Origin of the sequence: Methanolacinia petrolearia DSM 11571 (genome assembly GCF_000147875.1) — an archaeon.
Classification (GTDB): Archaea; Halobacteriota; Methanomicrobia; order Methanomicrobiales; family Methanomicrobiaceae; genus Methanolacinia; species Methanolacinia petrolearia.
This window is the reverse complement of the sequence record NC_014507.1, coordinates 393,270-417,202: the sequence shown is the minus strand read 5'-3', so window position 1 is coordinate 417,202 and position 23,933 is coordinate 393,270. Positions and strand designations below refer to the sequence as shown.

Here is a 23,933-nt window from a genome sequence, read left to right as displayed (position 1 = left end):
TAATCATGGAGAACCTGACATTTATCACAGAGATACTGCTTCCGGCACTTCTGACAGGGCTTGTTGTCACTGTCCAGCTAATAGTAGTCTCTGCTCCTTTCGGCCTCCTTGCAGGGATTGGTGTCGCAATCGGCAGGACATACGGCGGGAGATGCACATCATTTCTGTGCAAAGCATTTGCGATGTTTGTCAAGGGTTGTCCGCTTCTTCTTCTCCTATTCATCCTCTATTTCACCCTTCCCTCTATAGGAATTACTTTCACCGCATTCGAAGCCTCGGTTATAGGCTTCATCATGTGCAATGCTGCCTATAATTCTGAATATATCAGGGGGGCAATCAAATCAGTCAAGGAAGGACAGATAATCGCGGCACGCTCACTCGGGATGACGAAGTACCAGTCGATATTCTATATTGTGCTTCCCCAGGCACTTAGAAGAGCTATCCCGGGGCTTTCAAACGAGTTTATCTACCTGATCAAGTACTCCTCTCTTGCGTTCATGCTGACACTGGTTGAACTGACAGGAGCAGGAAAACTGATCGCAACCAAATATTTTACATATACCGAGACTTTCATCTTCGTCGGCGCAATATACCTCATACTTGTAACCATAACTACAGTAGGGGCGGGAATGCTGGAGAAGAAGTTCGCTGTTCCGGGAACCCAGGGACACTGATTTTTTTTGGAAGGGATCAAAAAGAGTGCAAGCCCTTCCTTTATTCCATTTTTTTCACAGGTGACCGGCGGATCACCCTGTGCTTTGAAAGGACGACAATTCCTCTACAATATAATTATTTTTCAAAGGTGAACGAAGGTCGCCCCAGGTTTCCAAAGGGCAGCATCTCTTCGGTCGGCAACCCTTGCGCAGGTCCGCTTCGCGGACACGCCCTGACCTCAGGGTTCTACGCTATTGCGATAACCCGGCCTGGACGCTACCCGTCCGGGTAGCCTCGGCCGGAAAAATAAAATAGAAATCGATCCATGATCCGCGTTTTTAAAGTTGATTCAAAAAAACTTTTGGAGCAAAAGGGGATGCTTGTCCATCCCCTTTGCGACTTATCGCGATCAGGGGGAGGGTGAGAGGGAGAGGGACTTGTTCCCCCTCCCTTTACAGGAACCGGTTTTATCTAACGGCACAATTCCAAACCTTCATGCCATGCCATAGCGTACCATACTTGGAAGAAAATGTTCTGGAACAAGGAGATGGAGACGCTTCGCGGGAAGGCCCTTGAAGATCTTCAGGTCAAAAGGCTCCGCTGGACCATCAGGCAGGCCGAAAAGGTCCCCTTCTTTAAAACCATACTGAAGGAAAAGAATGTCTCCGCGGATGATATCAATAAAATAACCGACGTATCAAAACTCCCCTTCACAACAAAAAAAGATCTGCAGGGAGGATACCCGTTCGGGTTCATGGCCGTCCCGAAAAAAGAGATCGTAAGAATTCATACGACATCCGGAACAACCGGCAAACCCACTGTCGTCGGATATACAAGAAAGGATCTCGACAACTGGTCAGGGCTTATTGCAAGAAACATGACGATGGTAGGCCTGACCGACGAAGACACATTCCAGAATGCCGTTAACTACGGACTTTTTACAGGCGGACTCGGCTTTCACTACGGCGCCGAGAAGATAGGAATGACAGTCATCCCAAGCGGGACCGGAAATACAAAAAGACAGATCGAAATGATCGACGATTTCGGTGTCACGGCAGTTCACTGTACACCGAGTTATGCGATGCACCTTGCCGAAGTTGCGGAAGCCATGGGAAATACGCTTGAGACATTTAAGACCGGGCTCTTCGGCGCAGAACCGTGGTCGGAAAATACGAGAAAAACCCTGGAGCAGAAGTTAGGAGTCACGGCCTACGACTCCTACGGGATGAGCGAGATGTACGGGCCCGGTGCAGCATTCGAATGCCCGGAGAGAAACGGCCTTCACTTCTGGCACGACTGCTATCTTATCGAGATCATAGATCCTGAAACTGAGGAGGTGCTCGGACCAGGCGAACGCGGCGAACTGGTCGTGACCCCGCTTGTTAAGGAGGCAATGCCTCTTCTCAGGTACAGGACAGGAGATATCACCTGCATTCTCGACGACGAATGCCCATGCGGCCGTGGAGCAAGAATCGCCCGCCTTACCGGAAGAAGCGATGATATGCTCGTAATAAGGGGTATCAACGTATTCCCCTCACAGATAGAGCACGTCCTAAGATCCCTCCCGGAGGTCGGCGATCAGTTCATGGTCTATGTCGACAGGATAAACCACCTTGACGAGATGACAATAGATGTCGAGATCAAGAAGGAATACTTCTCCGGGGAATTAAAAGATCTTGAAACAATTCAGAAAAAAATTATACATGCATTAAAAGAGACACTTAATCTCAGAACAAAGGTAAACCTTGTTGAACATGATTCACTCCCGAGATTTGAGGGAAAAGCAAAACGCGTAATTGACAGGAGAGGTGATTCAATTTGAAATGGGACCCGCGAATTGAGGAGATGCCGGTAGAACAGCTTGCAGAACTTCAGTACAAACGGATGAAGACGCTTGTATACAGGCTCTATAGCTTCTCGGATTTCTACCACAAAAGGATGAAGGAGCACAACGTTCATCCCGATGATATCAGGTCACTGGATGATGTCAAAAAACTGCCCTTCATGTACAAGAGCGACCTGAGAGACAACTACCCCGACAAGATCTTCACTGCATCGCAGGACGAACTGGTCAGGTACCATGTCTCCTCCGGAACAACAGGTAAACCGACTGTCGTCGGATATACCCAGAATGATCTCGAGATCTGGACCACATCGCTTGCAAGAGCGCTTACCGGATGCGGAATAGGACGCGGGGATGTCATGCAGGTCTCCTACGGCTACGGCCTGTTCACAGGAGGACTGGGACTTCATTACGGTGCGGAGAGAGTCGGTGCCACCGTCGTCCCGACGAGCGTAGGCAACACCGAGCGCCAGATCGAGCTTATGCAGGACCTGAGGGTCACGGCAATCGCAAGCACGCCATCCTACCTGGTACACATAGGCGAGGTTGCCGACAAGATGGGTGTCTCGATCGACAAGGACACCGATCTCAGGACGGCCGTACTCGGTGCAGAACCCTGGTCGGTGCAGATGAAGAAGTATATTCAGGACAAAATGGGCATCACAGCCCACAACATCTTCGGAACATCCGAGATGTCAGGCCCGATGTTCTGCGACTGCGCCGAGCAGAACGGAATCCATATCTGGGGAGATATTGCCTACACCGAAGTTATAGACCCCGAAACCGGCGAAAACCTCCCTGAAGGCGAGAAGGGGGAACTTGTCATGACCATCCTCCAGAAAGAGGCACTCCCGATGATCCGTTACAGGGTAGGAGACATTACCTCGATGAACACCGAGGTCTGTGCCTGTGGAAGAACCCACCCGAGAATCGACAGGCTTCAGGGCCGTGTTGACGACATGCTGATCATCAGGGGAATAAACGTATTCCCGTCGCAGGTTGAACATGCACTTCTCGGAATTCCGGAAGTTTCCGGCCATTTCATGATCATAGTTGACAGGAAGGGAGCACTCGATGAGATGCTCGTCCAGGTTGAGATGAATCCCGAGGCGTTCTCTGACAAGGTAGAGGATATAAACGAGATCCGCCGAAATGTATCACATGTCCTGAGGAACTCGCTCAACGTAAGCGTCGGGGTGGAACTTGCCGCACCGGGATCACTTCCGAGATTCGAGGGAAAGGCAAAACGTGTAATCGACAGGAGGATGAACTGATGAAAAAGAATGATCATATCATAAAGCAGATCTCGGTATTCTCCGAGAACAAGCCGGGAAGACTTGCCGCAATAGCAAGAGCGTTGCAGGATGAAAAAATTAACATCTTCGCATTTTCCATTGCAGAGGCGAAAGGCTTCGGGGTCGTACGCCTGCTTGTAGATAAACCGGAAGCGGCTCTTAAAAAACTGGCCGAAATAGGTTTTATGGTCTCGTTCACCGATGTAATCGCAGTCAGGATGAAGGACGAACCCGGCGGTCTCTTCGATATCGCAAGGATACTCGGGGAATCGGAGATCAATATAGAATATTCATATGCCTACTCCGGAAAGGAAGCCGCGGTTCTTATACTCAGGGTGGATCGCATAGATGAGGCCATCGAAAAGCTGATAAAATGCGGAGCGGACCTGCTCAAAGCTGAAATGTTCCGTTAAATCAGATTCAACAAACCTTTTTCCCAAAAAAGAACCAACCAGTAGTGTTAATGGATCCATAGGGTAGAGGATATCCTTTTGGGCTTCGAACCCAAAGACGCGGGTTCAATTCCCGCTGGATCCGCTTTAATAATTAAAAAAAGCCTTTTTTGGAAACTTTTTATTAACCAGTCAACCTGTACCCTCCTTCAGGCACAAGAATCTCAAATCTCGCTCCCTCACCCGCTACGCCTTTCTCTGTGATTTCAATACCGGTTATCCCGAGGATCTCCCGTGCGAGGAAAAGACCGAAACCGGTGTTATTCCCATAACCACGATCAAAAATCCGCTCCTTCAGGTCTTCAGGGACACCGTAGCCGTCGTCTTCCCAGAGGATCAGAAGGCCGGATCCGGCCATTGAACACCCGATCCGCACGCAGGTAGCCCCGTCGGCATGGCGGATGGTATTGTCCATCAGGTTCAAAAAGACGCGCTCCACCATCGGATCGGCATGAATCGAGATATCAGAACAGTCGTAAATAATGGGAATTGGCGAATCATCCATCTTTCCAATGATATCATCCAGTGAGAGCCAGACCGGTTTTTCCACATCCAGACGTTCGTATTCCCTTGCGAAATCGGTATGGCGACGGATGGCTGCCGCCGCATCCTTTACCTTCCTGAGATAATCCGTCTGAACGGTATCGACACTCAACTCCTCTGCGAATTCGGTGTATCCCTGAACCACCATGATCTGGTTAAGAATATCATGGCGTGTAATCTCAGAGAGAAGTTTAAGTTTTCTGTTTGCTTTATCTAGAGCGATCTCGGATAATTTTTGTTCGGAGATATCATCCAGGATAATCCTGGCTCCTGTGACAATTTCCTGGTTGATAATAGGAGATATATGTACACGATAGTAGGCTTTTTTCCCCCATCTGCTGCAATATTCTCCTTCAAACGGAGGAATGGAAAAACCTGAATCTATGGATTTCTGAAGCATCTCTGAAAATCCGATATTGATCAAAGATGGATATTCCAGGAGGTTAACAGTTCGTGTTTCCTCTTCCCCCGGAGATCCGATAAGATCCAGACCGCGCTGGTTTATGTAAGTAAGGTTTCCTTCGGTATCGCAGGTTAGTATACCGATCGGTGCATTCGTCGCAAGGTCACGGTACTGCTCTTCGCTCTCCCGCAATGCCTCTTCCATCGTTTTCAGGCTGGTTATATCTGTAAGAATGCCCTGAATCCCGATCACGCGGCCTTCAATGAATATAGGACGGGCAGCCGTCTTCACCCAGGCAGCACTGCCGTCTGCTTTAAGGAAGCGATATTCTGTTGCTTCGTTGCTTCCGGAAAGATTTGAAAGGAACTGGGAAAGCCTTCCGTCTATATCTTCGGGGTGAACAAGTTCAACATAGGATCGCCCGATCACATCGGAAGCAGAATAACCGGATATCGGTTTGATATTACGTGACACATAGATAACAGTAGCGTCTACATTCAAGACGTAGAATACTTCATTGAGGTTCTCCAAGATCTCGGGAGGCGCATTTTCTGATAACCATCTGTACAATTCCACGTTTTTTTCTTGTGCATCTTTAGTACCTTTACCGACGGCGCACAGGATCACCTTGCAGAGATCAGCGAACTGCTGTTCGGGGCTCCCCACTTTACGGACATTAAAGACGTTTTCGCCGGTCAATGCATTGATTGTGGTATTTTCGCGCCCGTCACCTGTGAAAAGAATGAAAGGTGTTGTAATCCCGTGCTGCCGAAGGGTATGGAATATACTGATTCCATCCAAAGATCCCGAGATAATGACATCGGCATGTTCCCCGGAGAGCATATCACCTGCCGCCTCAGAAGCGCAAGTGAATGTTTTAACGGAAAACTCCCAACTTTGCTCAAGGAAGGATTTACCAATTTCAAGAAGATGCGGATCATCGTCAATATATATTATGGAGAGCGGCGCCATGTTTTTATCATCTGCTACTGCCTAAAGAAGGCAGAGATCTATCGGGAAAGTCCCCATTACCCCCATTGTTATTAAAAGTGTTGATCATTTTCTATTATAAAGACAGTAGATTAAAACAATGAAGGACTTTATCCGGCGAGACCGGGAACATCACGGATTAAATCATTGTATAATGAAATGAAAGATGAAACGAATAATCTGCAGATCGTGTTGGTCCGGTAAAAAGCGATTCTGGTTAATTATATTGATCTCTTTTCCGCTATTCCAGCTTTATATAAGCATCCACGGAGGATCCAACTATAGTACTCAGCTCTTCAACATCATCTGCCGTATCGGGTGAGGAAGCGGTGAGCCTGATATTATAATTCCCCGGCGGCAGATCGCGAATTGCAAATGATGATTCCTGGGAAAGAGATGAGACCGGCCCGGAGACATCATCCATAGTATTGAAATGAATCCAGCCGCTTTCGTCACCCTGCCTGTGATAACTGAGTTCCTGGGAAACAGAGTATGTACCGGTATAATCAAGGATCCACCTGAGATAGATAAGATCGGTATCGGAACTTAGAATCTCAAAATTCGATACATCCATGGATGTGAAGTTAACTCCTGTCGAATTTAAATCCGCAACGGCTGTGAAATACGTATCCGGAAGCTTCAGGGTATCAGTACCATTATTGAACGTTATATATGAGGAATCATTAAACAGGTTGATGTTTCCTGCTTTTTCTACCTTCAGGACATAAGTAGCCTGCCAGGTCTGGTTCAGGTAGACAGTACCCACATCGAAATGAAGTGATTTGTTCTCCGTCCACCATGCACTCTGGTCCACGACCTCAGAGATGTATGTTCCGTTGCCATATCGGTTCTCTATGAGAGTTGAGATCTCAGGATCATAGACATACTCAAGAATTGTATCGCTTCCCGTATTGGGGACGGTTTGATTGTTGATTTCTACATCCTGGAACATCAACTCCATGGCAGTATCCACACCCGCAGCCTCTTTCAGTTCCCCTGCAATGTCTTCATAGATCTCCTCAAGATCCTCTCCTGAAGGTGCATAATAATACTTTCCTCCGGTACCCTCGGCAAGAGCCTGGAGAACTGCTTTCCCTTCTGACGAGATACCATCGGCATATGCTATGGAGAATATCTTTATGTCATTGTCCTTTGCAAATATCCTCATATCCTGCTCGGAAGAGTTGAGATCGCTGAAGGTGTAGTATTTTTCCTGCATATCGCTCCAGTCCCATTTTGTACCCCCGGATCCTCTTGCAAGGGGGTCACCGTAGTAGTTATAGTCGCCGTCAGACAGGACTACGACAGCCTTTACGGCATCATCCCTTCCGTTGTCGCGAAGATGCTTTATAGAATAATACAAACCTTTTCTCATGGGAGTACCTCCGTCAGGGACAAGAGCTTTCACTTCAGTATTATAATCAGAAAAATCTTCGGTCAGGTTGAGATCAATTGTTGCATAATCATTGTAGTTTTTGTCATTTCCTGCATAATGCTCAGAGATATACTCCCAATCGTCATAATATGAATTATCGTACCCGGCCCAGTACCTGTTGCCATAATCTATGATATCCGCATTACCATAAGTACCGAAGGATGCAAGTCCCAGGCGATCCCATCCTTCCTTCATCTCAATACCGAAATCTTCCAGTGCGTCCATAAGAGAGACCATCCTGTCAGGGTAATCTCTCAACATACTACCCGATCGATCGGCAGTAAGCATCACATCAATAGGATCAGGCTGAAGCGCCCACCCGTCGCCAATCAGCTGAATAGTCACGGTAACTGTATCGTTAACAGCTACTGTTTCAGGAGTGACATTGGTCTTTACACTCAGGTACGGATAATTCTTCCATTCGAGATCGATCTGCCGGACAGTCGTATTCCACTGTGCACGCACCTGGCAGGATGCATTGGCCAGTTTTGAATAGTCAGTCGCATCCCAGTCCGTCTCAAAAGTTCCTGGAACAAAATTAACTACTGCCAATCCGTCCTGATCAGACAATGCAGAGGTGCTTTCAAGATAGGGTTCGGCCAGTTGTGAATCCGGGTATTCCCCATCAATTATCGAGAACGTCACAGTCTCTCCCATTACCGGATTTCCCTTCTCATCGATTACCTTGGCACGAAGTTCCGACATGAAGGCAGTATCCACATCATGACTCGGCATTACCTGCGGATTGGCGGTAAGGAGCATATCCGTAGGATCTGTACTTACAAATTCTATATCGGTCTCCCTGAAAATACTCGAGTTATCTACAGAAGTTGCGATAAGAGAATAAATTCCCTTGATCTCCTGCGGACCATAAGAGATCTCAATCTTTCCTGAGGAGTTTGAAGCCCTGAAGAATCCAGATTCATCAGGATCTGTCGGCTCTATGTACAGCTGCCTGTTGCCCGAAGGATTGCCCCACTGGTCAATCAACTGGTAGGTAATATAGAATTTACTTACCCCGTCTGCAGGCAGATATGGGGGATCTCCGGAGGCCGGACTGACTGTAACTACTATATCTACAGGTTCGGCGTCTGCCAGACTGGTGATAGTCAGAATTTTGGAGTCAATGCCCGATGAAGGGACTATATTTACGAGATTCGTCCCTGCGATCTCTGAAATGCGGAAGAGTGCTTCTGCATATCCTGTCGAATTGACATAAACATCAACGATATTCCCGGTGAAATAGGAACCATCCCAGAATTCCGAAGTGTCGGGACTGGATATCAGTTCGAATGATTCGGGTGTTCCCCCCGTATCCTCCTCTTTTTTGCTGTCAATACGGTTCCCGTATTTGTCTAAAGCACTTATTGTGATCGGAATGACACTGTTTACAGTAGCCTCGTAATCATAATCAACGGATGCAAAAGAGTACATTGAAGCGTGATCTACCTTCTGTGGGAATTCCTTTGTAAGCGAGTCGGCGTAACCGTCGGCAATATAATTCACAGTCACCTGAATGTCGGCAATTCCGCTTTTTTCGCAATAAAACTCGGTTTTCCATGGTGAAGTCGTATCAACTGAAGGTGTCAGACTACCCACAGAGACAGGATATGAAACAGTTGTAGACGGAAGACTAATGTTTCCACCCGATTCTTCCTCATCAACGACCATATAAGCCTCAAACTCAACGCTCTGAACTGAAACGGACGTATTGCTCACACTAACTTCGATTACAGCAGGATCGCCCCCCGCAGTCATCCAGCCTTTATCGGATACTATCGTTATTTCATCAGAATCCAGAGCATAGACCGTGGAAACAAAAAAAAACAATATTATAATTACGGCTGACAGCCATCTTCCCCACCTGAACCCCATCTCAAATATCCCCGGTTATATATATCATTGTTAGTCTTCTGCAGAGGTATATATACCTGAATATTGCTTTCAACAGAAGAAAATAAACCGAAAAAGTGGTAGCCCAAACGAAATATATTTTCAGGTTATTCTAAAAAAATAAATAAATTCAATTATCAGAGACTTCCTCCGTCTCTGCCGCCAGGATATCTCCCTCTTCCTCTTCTATCCCTCTTTCCTACAAATTTCAGGGCATATACCACAATTACGACAATGACTATTAGCACAACGACTCCGCCTAAAAGTGCGGTATTGAATGAGCTCTCCATTGTCAGTGTTATTGTCATCTCAGTGCTGCCTAAAGGCACATCTTCAGTCTGTGTTAAGTCTTTATAACCGTCCTTAGTAACCGAAAATGTATAATCCGAATCTGTCAGGAGCTCTGTAGTAATAGTACCCTGTGAGTTTGTCGATCCAATGCTTTTTCCGTCAAGAATAACGGATGCACCGGAAATGGCATTATGATTACTGTCTTCTACGACTACGGTGACATCAGCCCGGATGCTCTCCATAGTGGCAACGATATTATCACCCACTCCATCGATTAGAACTGTCTCCTCCCAGTCAGAATAGCCGGTCTTCCTTATTTCGAAGGTATGTTCGCCGGCATTCAGATTTGTGACATCGCTCTGGCCGTAATCGTCGGATTTGCCGAAATAACTGTCATCGATATAGATCTCTGCCTCTTCAATAGGAACTTTGCTGGAGTCATATACGGCTATTGAAACCGGGTACAGCGTCTTTGATATCGAAACAGAATATATGATATCATCTATGCCGAAATAGTGAGTATCCGTGTAAGACTGATATTCATCAACCTTAATCTCGATATAATAAGATTCCTCATGATCCAGATATACGTTCAGGCGACCTTCACTGTCTGTTACACCTTCAAGATCACCGTCTATATATACTGAGACTCCATCAAGCGGAAGTCCGCTCTCGGATTCGGTGACCTGGAATATTACACGATCGTTTCTCTGGAGTAGATAGTCCACATCCATAGAACTCTCATCCATCTCGACTTCCCTTTCAATGGAATTGTAATTGTCTTTTTTGACGACTACGATATACGTTGAACCCGTGTAAACCGAAAATTCAGCAGAACCATCGTCATCCGTTGATTCACTGTCATCGATGTCATCTCCGGATACTTTAACAATTGCATCCTCTATCGGTTTGAGAGTATCCGAATCAAGAATATTTATTGTTAAAGATCCGCTCGCTCTTTCAAGTTCAACGTCCAGTGAAGTTCTGGTGTATGACACCATATCCGTCCAGTAGTCATATCCATCTTTTTTAATAGTCACCCTGAATTTTTCACTCTTGGAATGGGTATATTCATATTCACCATCAGAATCCGTTTCTCCAACATAAGTCCCTGCAATATAGATAGAAGCATCTTCTATTACTGAGCCGTCATAATCATCAGTTACAGTTATTGTAAGAGTTGTTGTGCTGGCTGAAACCGGGGGTATCAGAAAAAGCAGGATAAAGAAGATAAAGCAGGCTGCAAATATTCGTTTATTATCCATATTTCTAATTTAGACTTAATATAAAAAAAATGTTTCTTCAAATTATAAAATTCATATCTCAGAATTTTATGTTATTAATAAATCCTGAATATAATTTAAAGAAAAAAAATTTGATGAGTTTATTCTTTCCTGAGAACAAGTGCAGCTACTGCGCCAAGTCCAATCAGTGCGACAAGAGCTCCGAATCCGGGTGCTGCTGTCTCTGTTGGTGTTGCCTGGGTTGTAGTTGCAGTTGTTGTAACAGGTCCGGACGTCGCAGTTGAAGTAACTGTAGGTGTTGACGGACCGGGTGTCAGGATGTTGAATGTTGTTGTTGCCGTTGCTGAAGTCTCGATAGACTCAACGTTGACAATGTACTCATCTGCCTTGAATGTCGAAGCGTCGACATCCATCGACCATTCGTTGTAGGTTGTACCTGCAACTACCTTTACGGTCTCAGACTGTCCGGAGAATTCTCCGCTCTGTGACTTCTGGGTTGCTGTGAATGACGAGGATGTTACTTCAACAATAAGGTCGTCGTCGACTGCGAGGTTGGTTGTACCTGAAATTGTGAACTGGTCACCAACGTAGTGGTCTCCGACTGTGTTGATCCTGATCCAGGGCTCTTCTACAAGGAATGTGAGCTTTGTGTATGTATCGTCAATGTCGGCTGAGTCGATCATTTCGATAAGTGCCTCTGCTGCATCTGATCCCTGAAGCTTGTTGTCTCCGCCCCAGATAACAAATCTTGCGTTGTATTCATTGTTGTTTGTTGCGTAAGCACTCCTGTCAGGTGACTCTATGACAAATGTCGGGCTGACGCCACCTGTGAATACATTGAACTCGTCGTTGTACATCGGGTGCTGAACGACTACGAAGTACTGTCCGCTTGCGAGGTTCTTCGTGTCTCCGCTTCCGAATTCATACTCGAATGATCCGTCGTCATTGACGGTCTCGGTTACCATTGCATCGCTGTTGGTAGCCTCTCCATTCCAGTAGTTCTTTCCAAGAATCCAGATTGCTACACCCTGTGTGGGGTTGCCTTCTGCTGTTCCGCGGATGTAAAGCTTGTCACCCTTTGCGACTGTTGATGCTGAAACTGTTGCTGTAACGAACGGCTTCTTGACAACAATCGATACTGTGTCGTATTTTGTTCCTGAGAGGTGCGCCTTGTCTGCAGGTTCATTGACTGCATATACGGTGTATGTACCTGCGTCAAGACCGATTGTGGAGGTCTCAAGCTTGTACTCCCATGTATTGTCAACGTTTACTGCCTTAGTTACAAATGTACTCGCGTTACCGTTTTCGAGTGCAATTGAAGGTGTCTCAAGGTTTGCACCATTCTCTGCAAGGTTAGGTCCTGTAATAAACAGATAGACGTAATCCGAGTCGGTGTCTGTTCCGGAGAATGTAATCTGTTCACCAAGGTAGTATGAACCGTCGCCGGATGCTGTGATAGTTACCGATCCCTTCTCGACTGTAACCTTAACGGTATCATAAAGCTGGGTATCGGACTCACTCTCTACACGGACAGTGTATGTTGCTGCCTTTGTGTTGGAGCCTGTTGTAATACCGACTGTAATCATACCGTCTTTGCCTGTCTTTACTTCTACAGCATACGGGTTAAGGTTTGATGTAGCTGCAGTATATGACGCATTGTTTGCTACATCCTGGTAGATCCTTGTGCCACTCTTGTAGGTGTAGTTAAGACCTGTGTTATCCCCTGAGGAGATGTTGTTGCTCAGGAAGTCTACATCGTCCTGGTTTATCTGGAACTGCGGTGGAATATCTGCAGTATCAGCGTCACCTGAACCGTTGCCGTAGGTATATGAATTAGTACCTGACATCCAGACATAGTAATATGTGCTGGGCTTTCCGTCAATTGTTACTGAGAAGTCATTGTTGCGGACAACAGTCTCTTTGTCAGCTGTGATTGAAACGGTATCCTTGTCCAGCTCGAGGGTTGCAGTCTCGGAGACTGTCACACCGGTGATTGAACCAAGGTTGTCTTTCATTCCGTTGATATTACACTTCGCAGTTACTTCATATGTTCCTGCCGAGTACTGGCTGATGTTAAGCTGCCAGGGTGTCGCTGTACCGTTTAACGGTTTTGCTGACGAAGTAAGCAGATAATACTGCGAACTGGTCGGGCGAATACCTGTAATGTTGGTAGTGAAGTTGGTAGCGGAAGAGTTCGTCAGTTTAACGAGTGTCGCTCCGCTGGGCGTAACAACGTTGATGTCAATACCGTTCAAGGCTTGGGAACTAACGTTGCTGGGACGCTCAAACAGCGAGAACAGGTTGCTGTCAACACGGAGTGTTACGTTGTCTCCTGTTGTTACCTTCTTACCGGTAACATCAGTCGCGCTGCCGTCAGTACCTATGTCCCAGATTGAAACAGCAAGGCTTGGCTTGTATACATAGAATGCAAGGGTAGCGCTACCGATTGAGCCATTGTAGCCGTACCATGAACCTTCATACGCGCTAAACATTGCATTCTGAACATAGAATGAAGAGTTGTCACCTACTGAATATACAATCGCAGGCTGCTCTGACGCTACAGCTGTACCTGATGAGAACCATGCAATCTTTGAGATGGGAGTAGTGCCATCTGCATCTGCTCCCAGAGCAAGTGCAATATTAAGACCGGATTCTCCAATAAATATCGTTTGACCGGGAGTGATGTTCGTAGCATATGCAGGAGCTGCAGATGCGGAACCCACCACGATAAATGCGAGCACCATTAGAGAGACCAGTGCTAATGCAAATTTTTTCGTCATTTAAACCTCCTTAAATAATTCCTTTTCAAGGATCAGGCAATCAATCGTATTTCGACAGATGCCGAATACTGATTCACCTTGCCCCATACTCCGAACGACGGAATATACAGCAGTATTTGTGGAACACATAATATATCCTTTGTGGTTGAAAACTCGAAAGGTGTAATATAAAGACACTAAAATTGAGAGTCAGAGCGCCCTTATTTTCACATTTTTTAGAGGTGATCGAAAACCAGGCCGAAACGACCATCATACGGCAACTGCATTTCGACAAGCTGTAATCACAGCAATCCGAAATTTACAGCCTTATTTTCATTATATATCCATATATTCCCAATAGATATTAAATGCGCTGAGATCTAGAGTATAAAATTAAAAAATAAGCTATTAAAATAGAAATTTCTTATAAAAAAAATAATTCTGCAATTATTTGTAATACACTTGGGACACCTGCCCCCGGATGGAAAAACTACGAAGAACACAGACCAATGCTGATGAACCGGAATCACCCCCGGACCCGATTCGTCAGGTTAATTAATACTTACAACAAAAAAGTAATGACACAATTAATTAGTCCGGTAGTGTAGCGGTCAATCATGTGAGACTCTGGATCTTGCGACAGCAGTTCGAATCTGCTCCGGACTATTCATTCTTTTGTTTTAGATCTCAAATTAAAAAATAAGATCAGGATTTATCAGCTGATTTTCAGTTTAGGCAAGAAGAGCTGCTATTATTCCGGTTAAGAAAATACCATCAAACGTTCCGGCACCGCCTATCGACACCATATCCGCACCGACGGAACACATTTTCCGCAGATTAAGGAGATCCGCACCGATAAGCGTCCCGAGAGTTCCGCTAACATAGGCAATCACCGGGGCAGCCCCGGAAATCCCGAATGAAAGCACCAGACCGCAGATAAGAGCAGACAACGGCGGGATTAAAATCGGAATTCCCACCCCAACTCCCTGAACCGGTTTTGCCACAAGATATGAAACAGCGGCCACAATCAGAATTCCGGCCAGCGATGAAAGCAGGATACCGGACCCTTCCTGGAAGATGAAAACCCTTGTAAGAAGATATGCAGAAACCAGAACAGGCACAACGGCCCCACCTATATTTACGGCAACTATCGTGATTCCACCGGAAAATTGCGGGCGGTACCTGTAGTCCATCAGCCGGCCGTGGGGAACCCGGACCACTTCAGGGGCTGATTTGATTCTCATGACTGGAATATTGAAGAAACTTCCAGCGATCGTTGCAACGAGTATCAGTATTATTCCTGCCAGCCCGAAGCCCAGTTTTGAAAATGCACTCCCTATGAGTCCGAGAAAGAGAAGGGGAATCATCAGAATAAGAATTACAACAAGTGCAGCTATCAAAAGGAGTGAAAACGGGCTCAGGTAGATCAGGCGCTTCATAAACTTCTCCGCAGTTTATACCCGCCTGCAGACAATACACACATGGTCTTTGTGATAGGGCTTCAGCCAGCACGAGAATTCGATTTCAAGGCCGGATGACTCGAGAATAGTTTTGGAATTCTCAAAGACGCTCTCCGGAGATTCGCATACATCCACACTTCTCGTCTTGAGCATGAGGACAAGAGTTCCGCCTTTCTTCAGGAACGGGAGATTTGAAATTGCAATCTCCGCCTGGTTCGGCTGGGCGACATCCTGGTAGATCATATCGACCGAACTCACAAAAGCGGCATATTCAACAGGCCGGGTCGCATCTGCCATTATGGGGACGATATTCTTTCTCCTGTCGGAAACTTCGATCAGATCCTGCATCGGTCTCGGTGCAAACTCCACTGCGTACACCGTCCTCACATAATCTGCAAAATGAGATACGGTCGTGCCGTTGGCAGCACCGAGATAAAGGACATCCCGTTCGCTTTCGAGATCGATGCCATCATATATCTTCGCAAGTGCGGCAAACTTACTCCTGTAAGGGTCCCATACACGGTATCCTTTCAGCATCTTCTCGCCATAGACTCCGCCTTTTCCTTCGGAGACCAGAACACTGCCGATCCTTATCATTCGGAATCGCCTCCGACTCCGCCAAAGACGGCATCGATCCTCTCCTGTGCCTTTTTGAGAAACTCCACGTCCGCTTCGCCCCTGAAATAATCTATCCTGGCGGCAATACCGAGTTTGCCGGCAACCACCCTCGCAACCTTTCCCCTTACCGCCCTATCGGCATTGTGGACACGCCTGTGCTGGAAGATTATACCGTGCTTAGGAGAGGGGGTTCCGCCCTTAAGGTGCGTAAAAAGTGCACTCTCAGCCCCCGTAACCTGTATCGCGGAGGCAGGAAGAAACGCAAGCTCCTTAAGCCCTCCGACAGAGGAGATCAGGCGTGCAGCAACAAGGCCGCCGACGATCTCACTGCAGTTGGGGGCCACCTCTACAGCTTTTCCGGAGATCTCCTTCATCAGGCGGGTTCTTTTATCAGAGAGGGCGTCGATCTCTGCAGCAATCGATGAAAGGCCGGATCTCTTCTGCCGCCTCATCATGCCGATTACCTTCTTCTGGTTCATATTCTTGTATTTTCTCGAAAAGTCCGGGTTCTTTACTATATACCACTCCATCCCTCTCTCGACAAGGAGGTTTATCACGTGGTCAAGCTCGTTGAGCATCCGGACCATCTGGATGAGTTCGATATCCCCGGAGCTGTAATATTCACTTATCTTTTCGCGGGCAAGAGCAGCGGTGATCTTACGAAGCTCAGCGATGTAATCCTGACGTGATGAAAAAACACCGCACTCAACCGCTGTCTCCGGTTCAACCGGAACGAAATTATCCATCTCCGGCTCAAGCGATCTGCACCTTTCTATAAGCTCATTGGTTTCCCGTGAGAATGGTATGCATTCCCCGCCATCTGTTATATCCCCGAACCAGTATCTCTGCATGACAATACATTAATCGATAAGTATCCTATTTAATTATAGCATCTGAAATCAGAAAGAATATCGCGTAAAAACGTAAAAATTAAGCATTAAATAGAAATTTAAGTGTTCAGCCATGATTATCGACATATTGCTCTTCATTGCAGGGCTTGCATTCCTGATTAAGGGTGCAGACTATTTCGTTTCGGGAGGTGCCGGGCTTGCGGCAAGATTCGGGGTATCGCCGGGAACGATCGGGCTTACGGTAATTGCATTCGGAACTTCTCTCCCCGAGTTTGTCGTAAGTCTCAATGCCCTTGCAGAAGGGAGTTCCGGCATCGCACTTGGGAACATAATAGGGAGCAATATCGCCAATATAGCACTTGTTCTTGCGGTATGTGCTATAATCGCCCCGGCAGTTCTTTCCTGCAAAGGATGCCTGAGAAAAGATCCGATAGTAAGCGATTACCTGATGATGATTGCTGCAACAGTGATATTCCTCGTATTTGCGTTCTTCAGCCCGCTCGGCATCCCTGCAGGAGTCGTTTTCCTTGCTGCATTCGCTGTGATAATATACCACCAGTGGAAGAAGGGCAAAACCGACAGCGAGAAGATCGAGGCTCACGGAAACCTTGACTACATATATATCGCCGGTGGAATTGCGGGCGTTGTAATAGGATCAAGGATACTTCTTATAAGTGCGACCTCGATAGCCCAGACATTCGGCATCTCGGACTATGTGATCGGAATTTCGATGGTTGCCGTCGGAACGTCTCTCCCCGAACTGGCGACATCGCTTGTTGCAGTGGTCAGGGGGCAGCACGGGATATCGATCGGAAACATCCTCGGGAGCAATATCTTCAATCTCCTCTTCGTTCTGGGTGTCGGATCGCTTGTCACACAGGTACCGGTTCCGGACTATTCCGGGGTCCTGATAATGGCCGGATTCTCCGCAGCCGCAATCCTTCTCTTTACGAAATCCAAAACCGCAACGAGGGCCTTCGGGTTTGTTCTGCTTGCATTATATGCAGTATATATCTACCTTGCATTTACCGCGATCTGAGGAACCTCCCTTTTTTTAGTTACAGCAGGCCGAACGACCAGCAGATCACCGGAAGCATCACGGCACCGATACACGGAATCCGTCTTATGTTCACGTAATATGGAACAAGTCCGGTCATTGTAGCAAGGACGAGGATAACCAGGCCGAAAGGCCCTGTAAATACAAGACATAGGATCGTTACGAATCCGATTACTGCAAAGCCAAGCTTTCTTGCATCGATGCCGGAGAAGAGCGAGGCGCTTCCGGATAAAACTATCGTGAGGATATATGCTGCGAAAGCGGCCAGTGCTCCGGCAAAAAGGAGAGTTGTTACAGGCGGGATATCTCCCTGGGAAAGTGCTACCATTACCCCGTTTCTGGTTCTCGAAATGGCATAAAATGCGGCAAGGGCGAGGAAGGCGTTCGCGGTGTTCGCCGCCCCTGTAGCCGTTATGAATCCTTCACCCTCCTTTTCTATCCTGAATATGGATGCCAGAACGGCATTTGCCGATGCATTCGACAACCCGGGCAGCCAGCCGACGACAGCGCCTGCAACAGTCCCGGCAGTCCCGCTCTTCGCGATATCACGCAGGGAAAGGCTTACTCCTTTATTCTCCTGCGGGGGCATCTTTCCGTGTTTTGTATGAAGAAGCACCGATATCCCGAAAAGACCAGTGAGCAGGGGCATCAGGAAGGATGAATCGCCGAGAGTATTCCACGAGAGCCAGCTGTACCTGAATGTGAGCAGGCCGAGTATGCCGGATACCATAAAGACGGCAAAGGACCACTCGGGAGATTCGGACTGCAGGATCAGGATGCCTGCGAAAGTGATGAGTATGATTCCTATCCACCAGTCGATATAGCCCTGGAGAGACGGGAGAAGAAAATAAAATGCTGCGAAGAGCGGCAGGGATATTGCAGTGCCGAACGCTCCGCCGATTGCAGAGAGGCGGACCGCTTCTCCTGCCCTCCCTTCTAGGCACATCCTGTGCGAAGGAAGGACTGATATGGCCGTATCTGCGTCCGGCACCCCGAGGAATGCCGCAGGGACAGCATCCAGAAACGTATGTGTAACAAGTGCAGAGAACATCGATACCGCAAGTGCGGCCGGACCCGCGACGACGAGCAGCGCTCCCTGCACGGATAAAAGAATTCCGGCCATTGTATTGGCGTGTATGCCGGGAATCAGGCCGCTTATGGTCCCCAGAACCACCCCGATCGCAACTCCGGCGATTATATCGTACATCAGTCCCCCAATGATTATTCAAACCCGGATATTGAAAAACGCAGCGGTTTTGCCCGGCCGGATTGACAGATTATTTAATCTTATATCTCTTAATCTCTGGATAATGAGGATTGCAGTCACGAGGCTTCGGGAAAAAGCCGGGAAAGATGCCGAAACCTGCAAAAGATACGGGCACGAGTGTTATATCGTATCGCCGCTTAACGCGAGGATCTACGAGGATGCAGTCATGGAGTTCGTATCGGCGGCAAACAGGGACGAGTTCGACTGCATCTTTTTTACAAGCGCTCTTCCGGCACAGGTCATAGGCCCGCTCCTCCAGGTCCGCCCGAGGATGGTGGCGATCGGCCCCCAGACTGCAAAGACACTGACCGAAATGGGATTCGACTGCGAGACTCTTCCGGACTTTTACTCGAGGGATTTTGCACCGTATCTTGGCGACTGGATCAGGGGAAAGAGGATCGGAATCCCGAGGGCCGACGTCCCCAATCCACAGCTTATCGATTCAATAGAAGATAAAGGCGGGATCGCGGCGGAGACGCGGATCTACGGACTCGAGCCGACGGGAGAGAAACTTGATCTCGACGGTGCAGATGCTGTGCTCTTCACGAGTGCCGGTTCGTTCAGGAATGCAGTATGGGACAAGGATCAAAAGATCCTGCGGGTCGCGATCGGGGATGTGACAGGGAAGGCGATGGAGCTTTCGGGGTGTCCGCCGGATGTGACAGGCGACGGGTCGCTCACCGGGACTCTTGAAGCCCTGAACAAATATCTTGAAAGCGGGGATATGCAAAGTGACTGATTTCAGCGATCCCGGACTGAATTCCGCATTGAACTGCGGTGTTGTTGTTCTCGACAAGCCCCAGGGGCCGTCGAGCCACCAGGCGGCTGCATGGGCGGCTGAGATTCTCGGTGTCAATACGGGGCAGGGGGGGACTCTTGACCCAATGGTATCCGGAGTTCTGGTACTGATGCTCGGGCGGGCGGTCCGGCTCGCTCCCGTTCTCCTGAACCACAGGAAGGAGTATGTGGCCCTTATGAGGCTTCATAAGGATGTCCCTGAGGAGAGGATCAGGACTGTTGCGAAGGAGTTTATCGGCCGCCAGTACCAGAGACCCCCGAAGATGAGTGCAGTCAAGAGACAGCTTCGTATACGTGAAATATACGACCTGGAGATCCTGGATATCGAAGGAAGGCTTGTCCTGATGCGGGTGGAATGCGAGGCGGGAACATACATCCGCCTGCTCTGCCGCCACATCGCACTTGCGATGGGAGCCGGGGGACAGATGGTCGAGCTCCGGAGGACGAAGTCCGGGCCTTTTACCGAGAATGAATGTGTAACCCTGCACGATCTAAAGGATGCAGTTGAATACGCAAAAGAGGGGAACTCCGGGCCGTTGGAGAAGATGATCCTTCCGGTCGAGAGGCTCGCCGGCAGTCTCCCGAAGGTCGTCATCAGGGACAAGGCGGTCGATGCAGTCTGCCACGGTGCGGTTCTTGCTGCGGTGGGAATCCTCGAAAAGGACAACTACAAAAAGAACGCCCGTGTCGCGGTCATGACACAGAAGGACGAGCTTGTCTGCGTCGGAAAAGCGATCGTCTCCTCCGAGGACTACGCAAAGAGCGATACGGGGCTTGTCATCAGGCCGGAGATCGTCATAATGGAGCCGGGCACATACGAGAAGGGCTGGAAGACGAAGAAAAGAGACTGAATAATCCCGGATATTACCGAAAAACATTCTTTTTGCAAAAGTATAACTATCCTGACCGTTTATCTCTCAATGAAAGGAGTGACGAATATGGTAAAACTTACAGACAATATACTCGAAGCAATGGGAAATCTCAAAACATTCTACCTTGCGACAGCTTCAAAGGACGGTGTCCCGAACGTAGCGCCGATGGGTGCGGTCTTCGTCAAGGACCCGGAGACGATCTGGATCCAGGACAACTTCATGATGAAGACGCTCGCAAACGTCGAGGAGAACCCGAAAGCGGCACTTTCCGTCTACGGTGCTGGTGCGAAGGGCTGCTTCCAGATAAAAGCGGATGTGACCGTCATGAAGTCAGGACCCGAACTCGCCGAGATGAAGGCACTTATCGAGAAGATGAAGCCCGGCCTTCCGGGAAAGAGCCTCTTAGTCCTGAAGGTGACCGGCGTCTACCAGTGCATGCCTGGACCCGAAGCAGGAAAGAAACTTCTCTAAAATCCTTTTTTTACACGACGATTCAGGGGACAAAACTCCGCTGAAAAACAACACAAAAAACAATAGAGTTATTAGAATACCACTCCAATAATGTGAAGCACTATTCTTACCTTGCTGAGGTAGTCTAGTCCGGTAGGGCGCAGGCCTGGAAAGCCTGTGGGGAATCTTCCCCTCGGGAGTTCAAATCTCCCCCTCAGCGTTTTTGTTTTTTTTATAAAATAGATTGATTCAGAATCTTCAAATCCTTGTATAATTTACATAAATGATCGCTGGATAAATCAATGATAGGTTCATACATAAATGAATTTAAATGAATATTTTCTGGTGTCATTAAATTGACTTTCTCAAGTAATTTAATAGTATAATTATCAGAATTTGGTAATTTTTTATATTTTTCAAATAATTTCCCAGTTTGAGGGCCTTTTATTCCTTTCACAAAATCAGGATCATTTATCAGTTGAATCATTAAATGCTCTGCTGATAACCTAATTCCCATTGACAACACAATTTTTTGGTCTAAACTTAGTTGATTCAAACAAGAAAATTCATCAGAAAATTCCAATATACTATCAAGAATTTTTTCATCTCCATTTTCCAATTTTAAATTTGGTTCATTAAACTCTTTTATTAAAATGAGTTCAAGATCACTTATTTTGAGATTCCTTGTATTATCTTTATGATGGAGCATAGATGTTAAATTCAAATAATTAGGATCGTTTGTATCTCGAGTATATTCAATTATATTTCTTAAAAAAGGAATTATTGCGACACTGTAATGTTCTACTTCAGACAGATTTTTTATCCAATCTTTAAATGGTCTCTGGATTTCAGATTTACTTTTCACTGTTTTTAATTGAACTGCAGATTCCGTCCTTTCAGCTATATGACAATTATAATGAGGTATTAATCTTGAGTTAATAGTTCTAAAAAAGTCAAAATTATGGGTTAAAATAATTTCATAAAAGAAATCTTCTTTTGAAATATCCATTAAATACTCAAGAATAGCATATTTATTCTTATAATCAAAGGAATCAGCAATATCATCAATAATAAATACTGTTTCTTGGTTAGTTTTCTTCCGAGCCTCTATTTCATAAATAATATCCAGAATGTAGAGTGCCTTTTTTTCTCCGGTGCTAAGTATAGATTTTATTTCAGATTTGGTTGTATTTTTACTTCCCTTAGAATCTTCAAATATAAATTCTAAAGTTTCAACGTCGCCTTTTAAAATTACATCATCCTTATTAACGATTTCAATTTTAAATGGAACAAAAAATCTGTCATTAAATTTGTCTATTACATGATCCCAATCACTTATTTCCTTTTTAGCTTCAGAAACAATTACTTCAATTTCTCTTTTACCAGATTTATATTTATTAATTAACTCAAGATAGATCCCTTCTTCTTTCTTAAGATAACTTAACCACATTTTTTTATTTAGCTTCCCTAAATCCATTAATTCGGGAATTAATTCCTTATTATTCTCAAGAAGTTTACGAAATTTTCTAAGATCTTCATTTTTTGTTATAGCTTTATCTAGACTGTTAAATTTAGTCATTAACTCTTTATTTGAAAAGATTTTCTCTTTTTCAGTGTCAATAATCTTATTAAAATCCTTATCAGAATTAATTTGGTTTTCACCTGTTCGAGATTTCAACACCACAGAATGTTCAGCTAAAAAGAAACCATTACTTTTTAAACTATTTGACACATTTGAAGCATTATTATGTGTAAATAATCCTTTCCTCAAAAAATCAGATTTTTCAATCAACTCATTATATTTATCAATATATTCTGCGAGTAATCGTCTATTCTCTTCAATTTTTAAAAAGTCTATAATTTTGTTATTAAATATATCACTATAACTGTATTTTGATAAATCGTCACTATTAAAAGAAGAAATACATTCCTCCAAATTATAGAGGCTCAATAAGAAATCAGTTCCCCCAAATGTTGATGAAATTATTTGCTCAATATCTTCAGGGTTTCTAATTTTAGAGAATATTTTTAGAGCTTCCAATAATTTTTCTCTTTTCTCATAAATCTCCTGATGGATAATATCATATCTATCCTTTAATTCTCTCTTTGCAACCAATAATGAAACTTTATCGGATTCAAATAAATCATCATAAGGAGCAATTACATAAATTTGTTCTTCTTTTAATGAAGTTCCATTTTGATCCTTAACTCTGCATATAGTTTTTCTCTCAGGAAATATTCTGTCGCTTGGTTTTTCCCCTCTGCTCAAATCTCGAAATGTTTCTGCAAAGGATGATTTCATTACACCATTTGATGCATAAATTGCATGAACATTAGATCTCCTTGTTCCTTTTTGGCTAAAATCAAATTCAAATTCTAAATTATTAATGCCATAACAATTTTTAAAATTAATATCAAGTTTCTCTAGCCCCATAATTCTAAATTATAGTAATATAACATAATTTTAACTCATAACTCAGACTTGCGCAAGTTCGCTTCGCGAACACGCCCTGACCTCAGGGCTTTGCGCTCTCGCGATAGCCCGGTCTGGACGCTACCCGTCCGGGCAGCTCTAAAAGCTAATTTCATGAAATGAACCGGTGACCGAAGGTCACCCTCGGTATCGAAAGGGCGATAGCCCTTCGGTTGCCTCGACCGGGGGAAAACAGATAAGAAACTGAAGCAACCAGAAAAATTTTCTTCCCGGAGCAAAAGGGGATGTTCGCCCATCATTTGAGGAGGTATCCTCTTTCAATCT

18 protein-coding genes and 3 tRNA genes are annotated in these 23,933 nt (G+C 46.0%); 12 read left to right on the top strand and 9 right to left on the bottom strand.

The genetic code is table 11. The features are described from left to right. Nucleotides 1–5: 5 nt before the first annotated feature. The 6 genes from MPET_RS02045 (at nucleotide 6) to MPET_RS02025 (ending at nucleotide 4,329) form a co-directional block, all read left to right on the top strand. Nucleotides 6–674: an amino acid ABC transporter permease gene (locus MPET_RS02045; RefSeq protein WP_013328355.1), complete on the top strand. Its 669-nt coding sequence runs from the start codon at nucleotides 6–8 to the stop codon at nucleotides 672–674. 128 nt (nucleotides 675–802) lie between these two features. Further along, nucleotides 803–946 carry a hypothetical protein gene (locus MPET_RS15235; protein WP_187287574.1) on the top strand — a complete coding sequence of 48 codons (144 nt, stop codon included), beginning with the start codon at nucleotides 803–805 and terminating at the stop codon, nucleotides 944–946. Nucleotides 947–1,183: 237 nt separating this feature from the next. Beyond that, complete coding sequence (locus MPET_RS02040) at nucleotides 1,184–2,476, top strand: phenylacetate--CoA ligase family protein (protein ID WP_013328354.1); 1,293 nt, start codon at nucleotides 1,184–1,186, stop codon at nucleotides 2,474–2,476. A 23-nt stretch (nucleotides 2,477–2,499) separates the two neighbouring features. Further along, nucleotides 2,500–3,771 (top strand): phenylacetate--CoA ligase family protein, encoded by a 1,272-nt coding sequence (locus MPET_RS02035; protein WP_048130935.1) that lies wholly within the window; start codon nucleotides 2,500–2,502, stop codon nucleotides 3,769–3,771. Next, the gene (locus MPET_RS02030) at nucleotides 3,771–4,205 is read left to right on the top strand and encodes an ACT domain-containing protein (RefSeq protein WP_013328352.1); all 435 of its coding nucleotides are present in this window, start codon (nucleotides 3,771–3,773) and stop codon (nucleotides 4,203–4,205) included. Before MPET_RS02035 ends, MPET_RS02030 begins: the two co-directional genes overlap by 1 nt. A 52-nt stretch (nucleotides 4,206–4,257) precedes the next feature. After that, nucleotides 4,258–4,329: transfer RNA gene (locus MPET_RS02025), tRNA-Arg, on the top strand. Nucleotides 4,330–4,368: 39 nt separating this feature from the next. Here the strand turns inward: MPET_RS02025 and MPET_RS14350 are convergent. The 4 genes from MPET_RS14350 to MPET_RS02005 form a co-directional block, all read right to left on the bottom strand. Next, nucleotides 4,369–6,162, bottom strand: a complete 1,794-nt coding sequence (locus tag MPET_RS14350; RefSeq protein WP_013328351.1) for a PAS domain S-box protein — start codon at nucleotides 6,160–6,162, stop codon at nucleotides 4,369–4,371. Between the two features lie 259 nt (nucleotides 6,163–6,421). Next, the gene (locus MPET_RS02015) at nucleotides 6,422–9,490 is read right to left on the bottom strand and encodes a VWA domain-containing protein (RefSeq protein WP_013328350.1); all 3,069 of its coding nucleotides are present in this window, start codon (nucleotides 9,488–9,490) and stop codon (nucleotides 6,422–6,424) included. 155 nt (nucleotides 9,491–9,645) lie between these two features. Further along, complete coding sequence (locus MPET_RS02010) at nucleotides 9,646–11,064, bottom strand: carboxypeptidase-like regulatory domain-containing protein (RefSeq protein WP_013328349.1); 1,419 nt, start codon at nucleotides 11,062–11,064, stop codon at nucleotides 9,646–9,648. Nucleotides 11,065–11,183: 119 nt separating this feature from the next. After that, on the bottom strand, nucleotides 11,184–13,823 hold the full coding sequence (locus MPET_RS02005; protein ID WP_013328348.1) for an MEMAR_RS02690 family S-layer glycoprotein: 2,640 nt from the start codon (nucleotides 13,821–13,823) through the stop codon (nucleotides 11,184–11,186). Between the two features lie 572 nt (nucleotides 13,824–14,395). On the opposite strand from MPET_RS02005, the gene MPET_RS02000 reads away from it, so the two are divergent. Then, nucleotides 14,396–14,468, top strand: a tRNA-Gln gene (locus tag MPET_RS02000). 65 nt (nucleotides 14,469–14,533) lie between these two features. On the opposite strand, the gene MPET_RS01995 is transcribed toward MPET_RS02000, so the two are convergent. Genes MPET_RS01995 through MPET_RS01985 form a run of 3 tightly spaced genes read right to left on the bottom strand, consistent with a single transcriptional unit; the run spans nucleotide 14,534 to nucleotide 16,731 of the window. Further along, nucleotides 14,534–15,241, bottom strand: coding sequence for a DUF1614 domain-containing protein (locus tag MPET_RS01995; RefSeq protein WP_013328347.1), 708 nt, complete (start codon nucleotides 15,239–15,241; stop codon nucleotides 14,534–14,536). 15 nt (nucleotides 15,242–15,256) lie between these two features. Beyond that, nucleotides 15,257–15,859, bottom strand: a complete 603-nt coding sequence (locus MPET_RS01990; RefSeq protein WP_013328346.1) for a fibrillarin-like rRNA/tRNA 2'-O-methyltransferase — start codon at nucleotides 15,857–15,859, stop codon at nucleotides 15,257–15,259. After that, complete coding sequence (locus MPET_RS01985) at nucleotides 15,856–16,731, bottom strand: NOP5/NOP56 family protein (protein WP_013328345.1); 876 nt, start codon at nucleotides 16,729–16,731, stop codon at nucleotides 15,856–15,858. The genes MPET_RS01990 and MPET_RS01985 overlap by 4 nt, the downstream gene beginning before the upstream one ends. A gap of 112 nt (nucleotides 16,732–16,843) precedes the next feature. On the opposite strand from MPET_RS01985, the gene MPET_RS01980 reads away from it, so the two are divergent. Further along, a complete protein-coding gene (locus MPET_RS01980; protein WP_013328344.1) occupies nucleotides 16,844–17,770 on the top strand; it encodes a calcium/sodium antiporter in 927 nt (308 codons plus the stop codon). 19 nt (nucleotides 17,771–17,789) lie between these two features. Here the strand turns inward: MPET_RS01980 and MPET_RS01975 are convergent, their stop codons facing one another. Beyond that, nucleotides 17,790–18,995, bottom strand: coding sequence for a tripartite tricarboxylate transporter permease (locus tag MPET_RS01975; protein ID WP_013328343.1), 1,206 nt, complete (start codon nucleotides 18,993–18,995; stop codon nucleotides 17,790–17,792). 103 nt (nucleotides 18,996–19,098) lie between these two features. On the opposite strand from MPET_RS01975, the gene MPET_RS01970 reads away from it, so the two are divergent. The 4 genes from MPET_RS01970 to MPET_RS01955 all read left to right on the top strand — a co-directional run bounded on the left by MPET_RS01970 (nucleotide 19,099) and on the right by MPET_RS01955 (nucleotide 21,395). Next, nucleotides 19,099–19,794, top strand: coding sequence for a uroporphyrinogen-III synthase (locus MPET_RS01970; protein WP_013328342.1), 696 nt, complete (start codon nucleotides 19,099–19,101; stop codon nucleotides 19,792–19,794). After that, nucleotides 19,787–20,704: an RNA-guided pseudouridylation complex pseudouridine synthase subunit Cbf5 gene (locus MPET_RS01965; RefSeq protein ID WP_013328341.1), complete on the top strand. Its 918-nt coding sequence runs from the start codon at nucleotides 19,787–19,789 to the stop codon at nucleotides 20,702–20,704. The genes MPET_RS01970 and MPET_RS01965 overlap by 8 nt, the downstream gene beginning before the upstream one ends. An 87-nt stretch (nucleotides 20,705–20,791) precedes the next feature. After that, the gene (locus MPET_RS01960; RefSeq protein ID WP_013328340.1) at nucleotides 20,792–21,196 is read left to right on the top strand and encodes a pyridoxamine 5'-phosphate oxidase family protein; all 405 of its coding nucleotides are present in this window, start codon (nucleotides 20,792–20,794) and stop codon (nucleotides 21,194–21,196) included. 113 nt (nucleotides 21,197–21,309) lie between these two features. After that, nucleotides 21,310–21,395, top strand: a tRNA-Ser gene (locus tag MPET_RS01955). A gap of 12 nt (nucleotides 21,396–21,407) precedes the next feature. Here the strand turns inward: MPET_RS01955 and MPET_RS01950 are convergent. Next, nucleotides 21,408–23,609, bottom strand: a complete 2,202-nt coding sequence (locus tag MPET_RS01950; protein WP_013328339.1) for a hypothetical protein — start codon at nucleotides 23,607–23,609, stop codon at nucleotides 21,408–21,410. Nucleotides 23,610–23,933 lie beyond the last annotated feature (324 nt).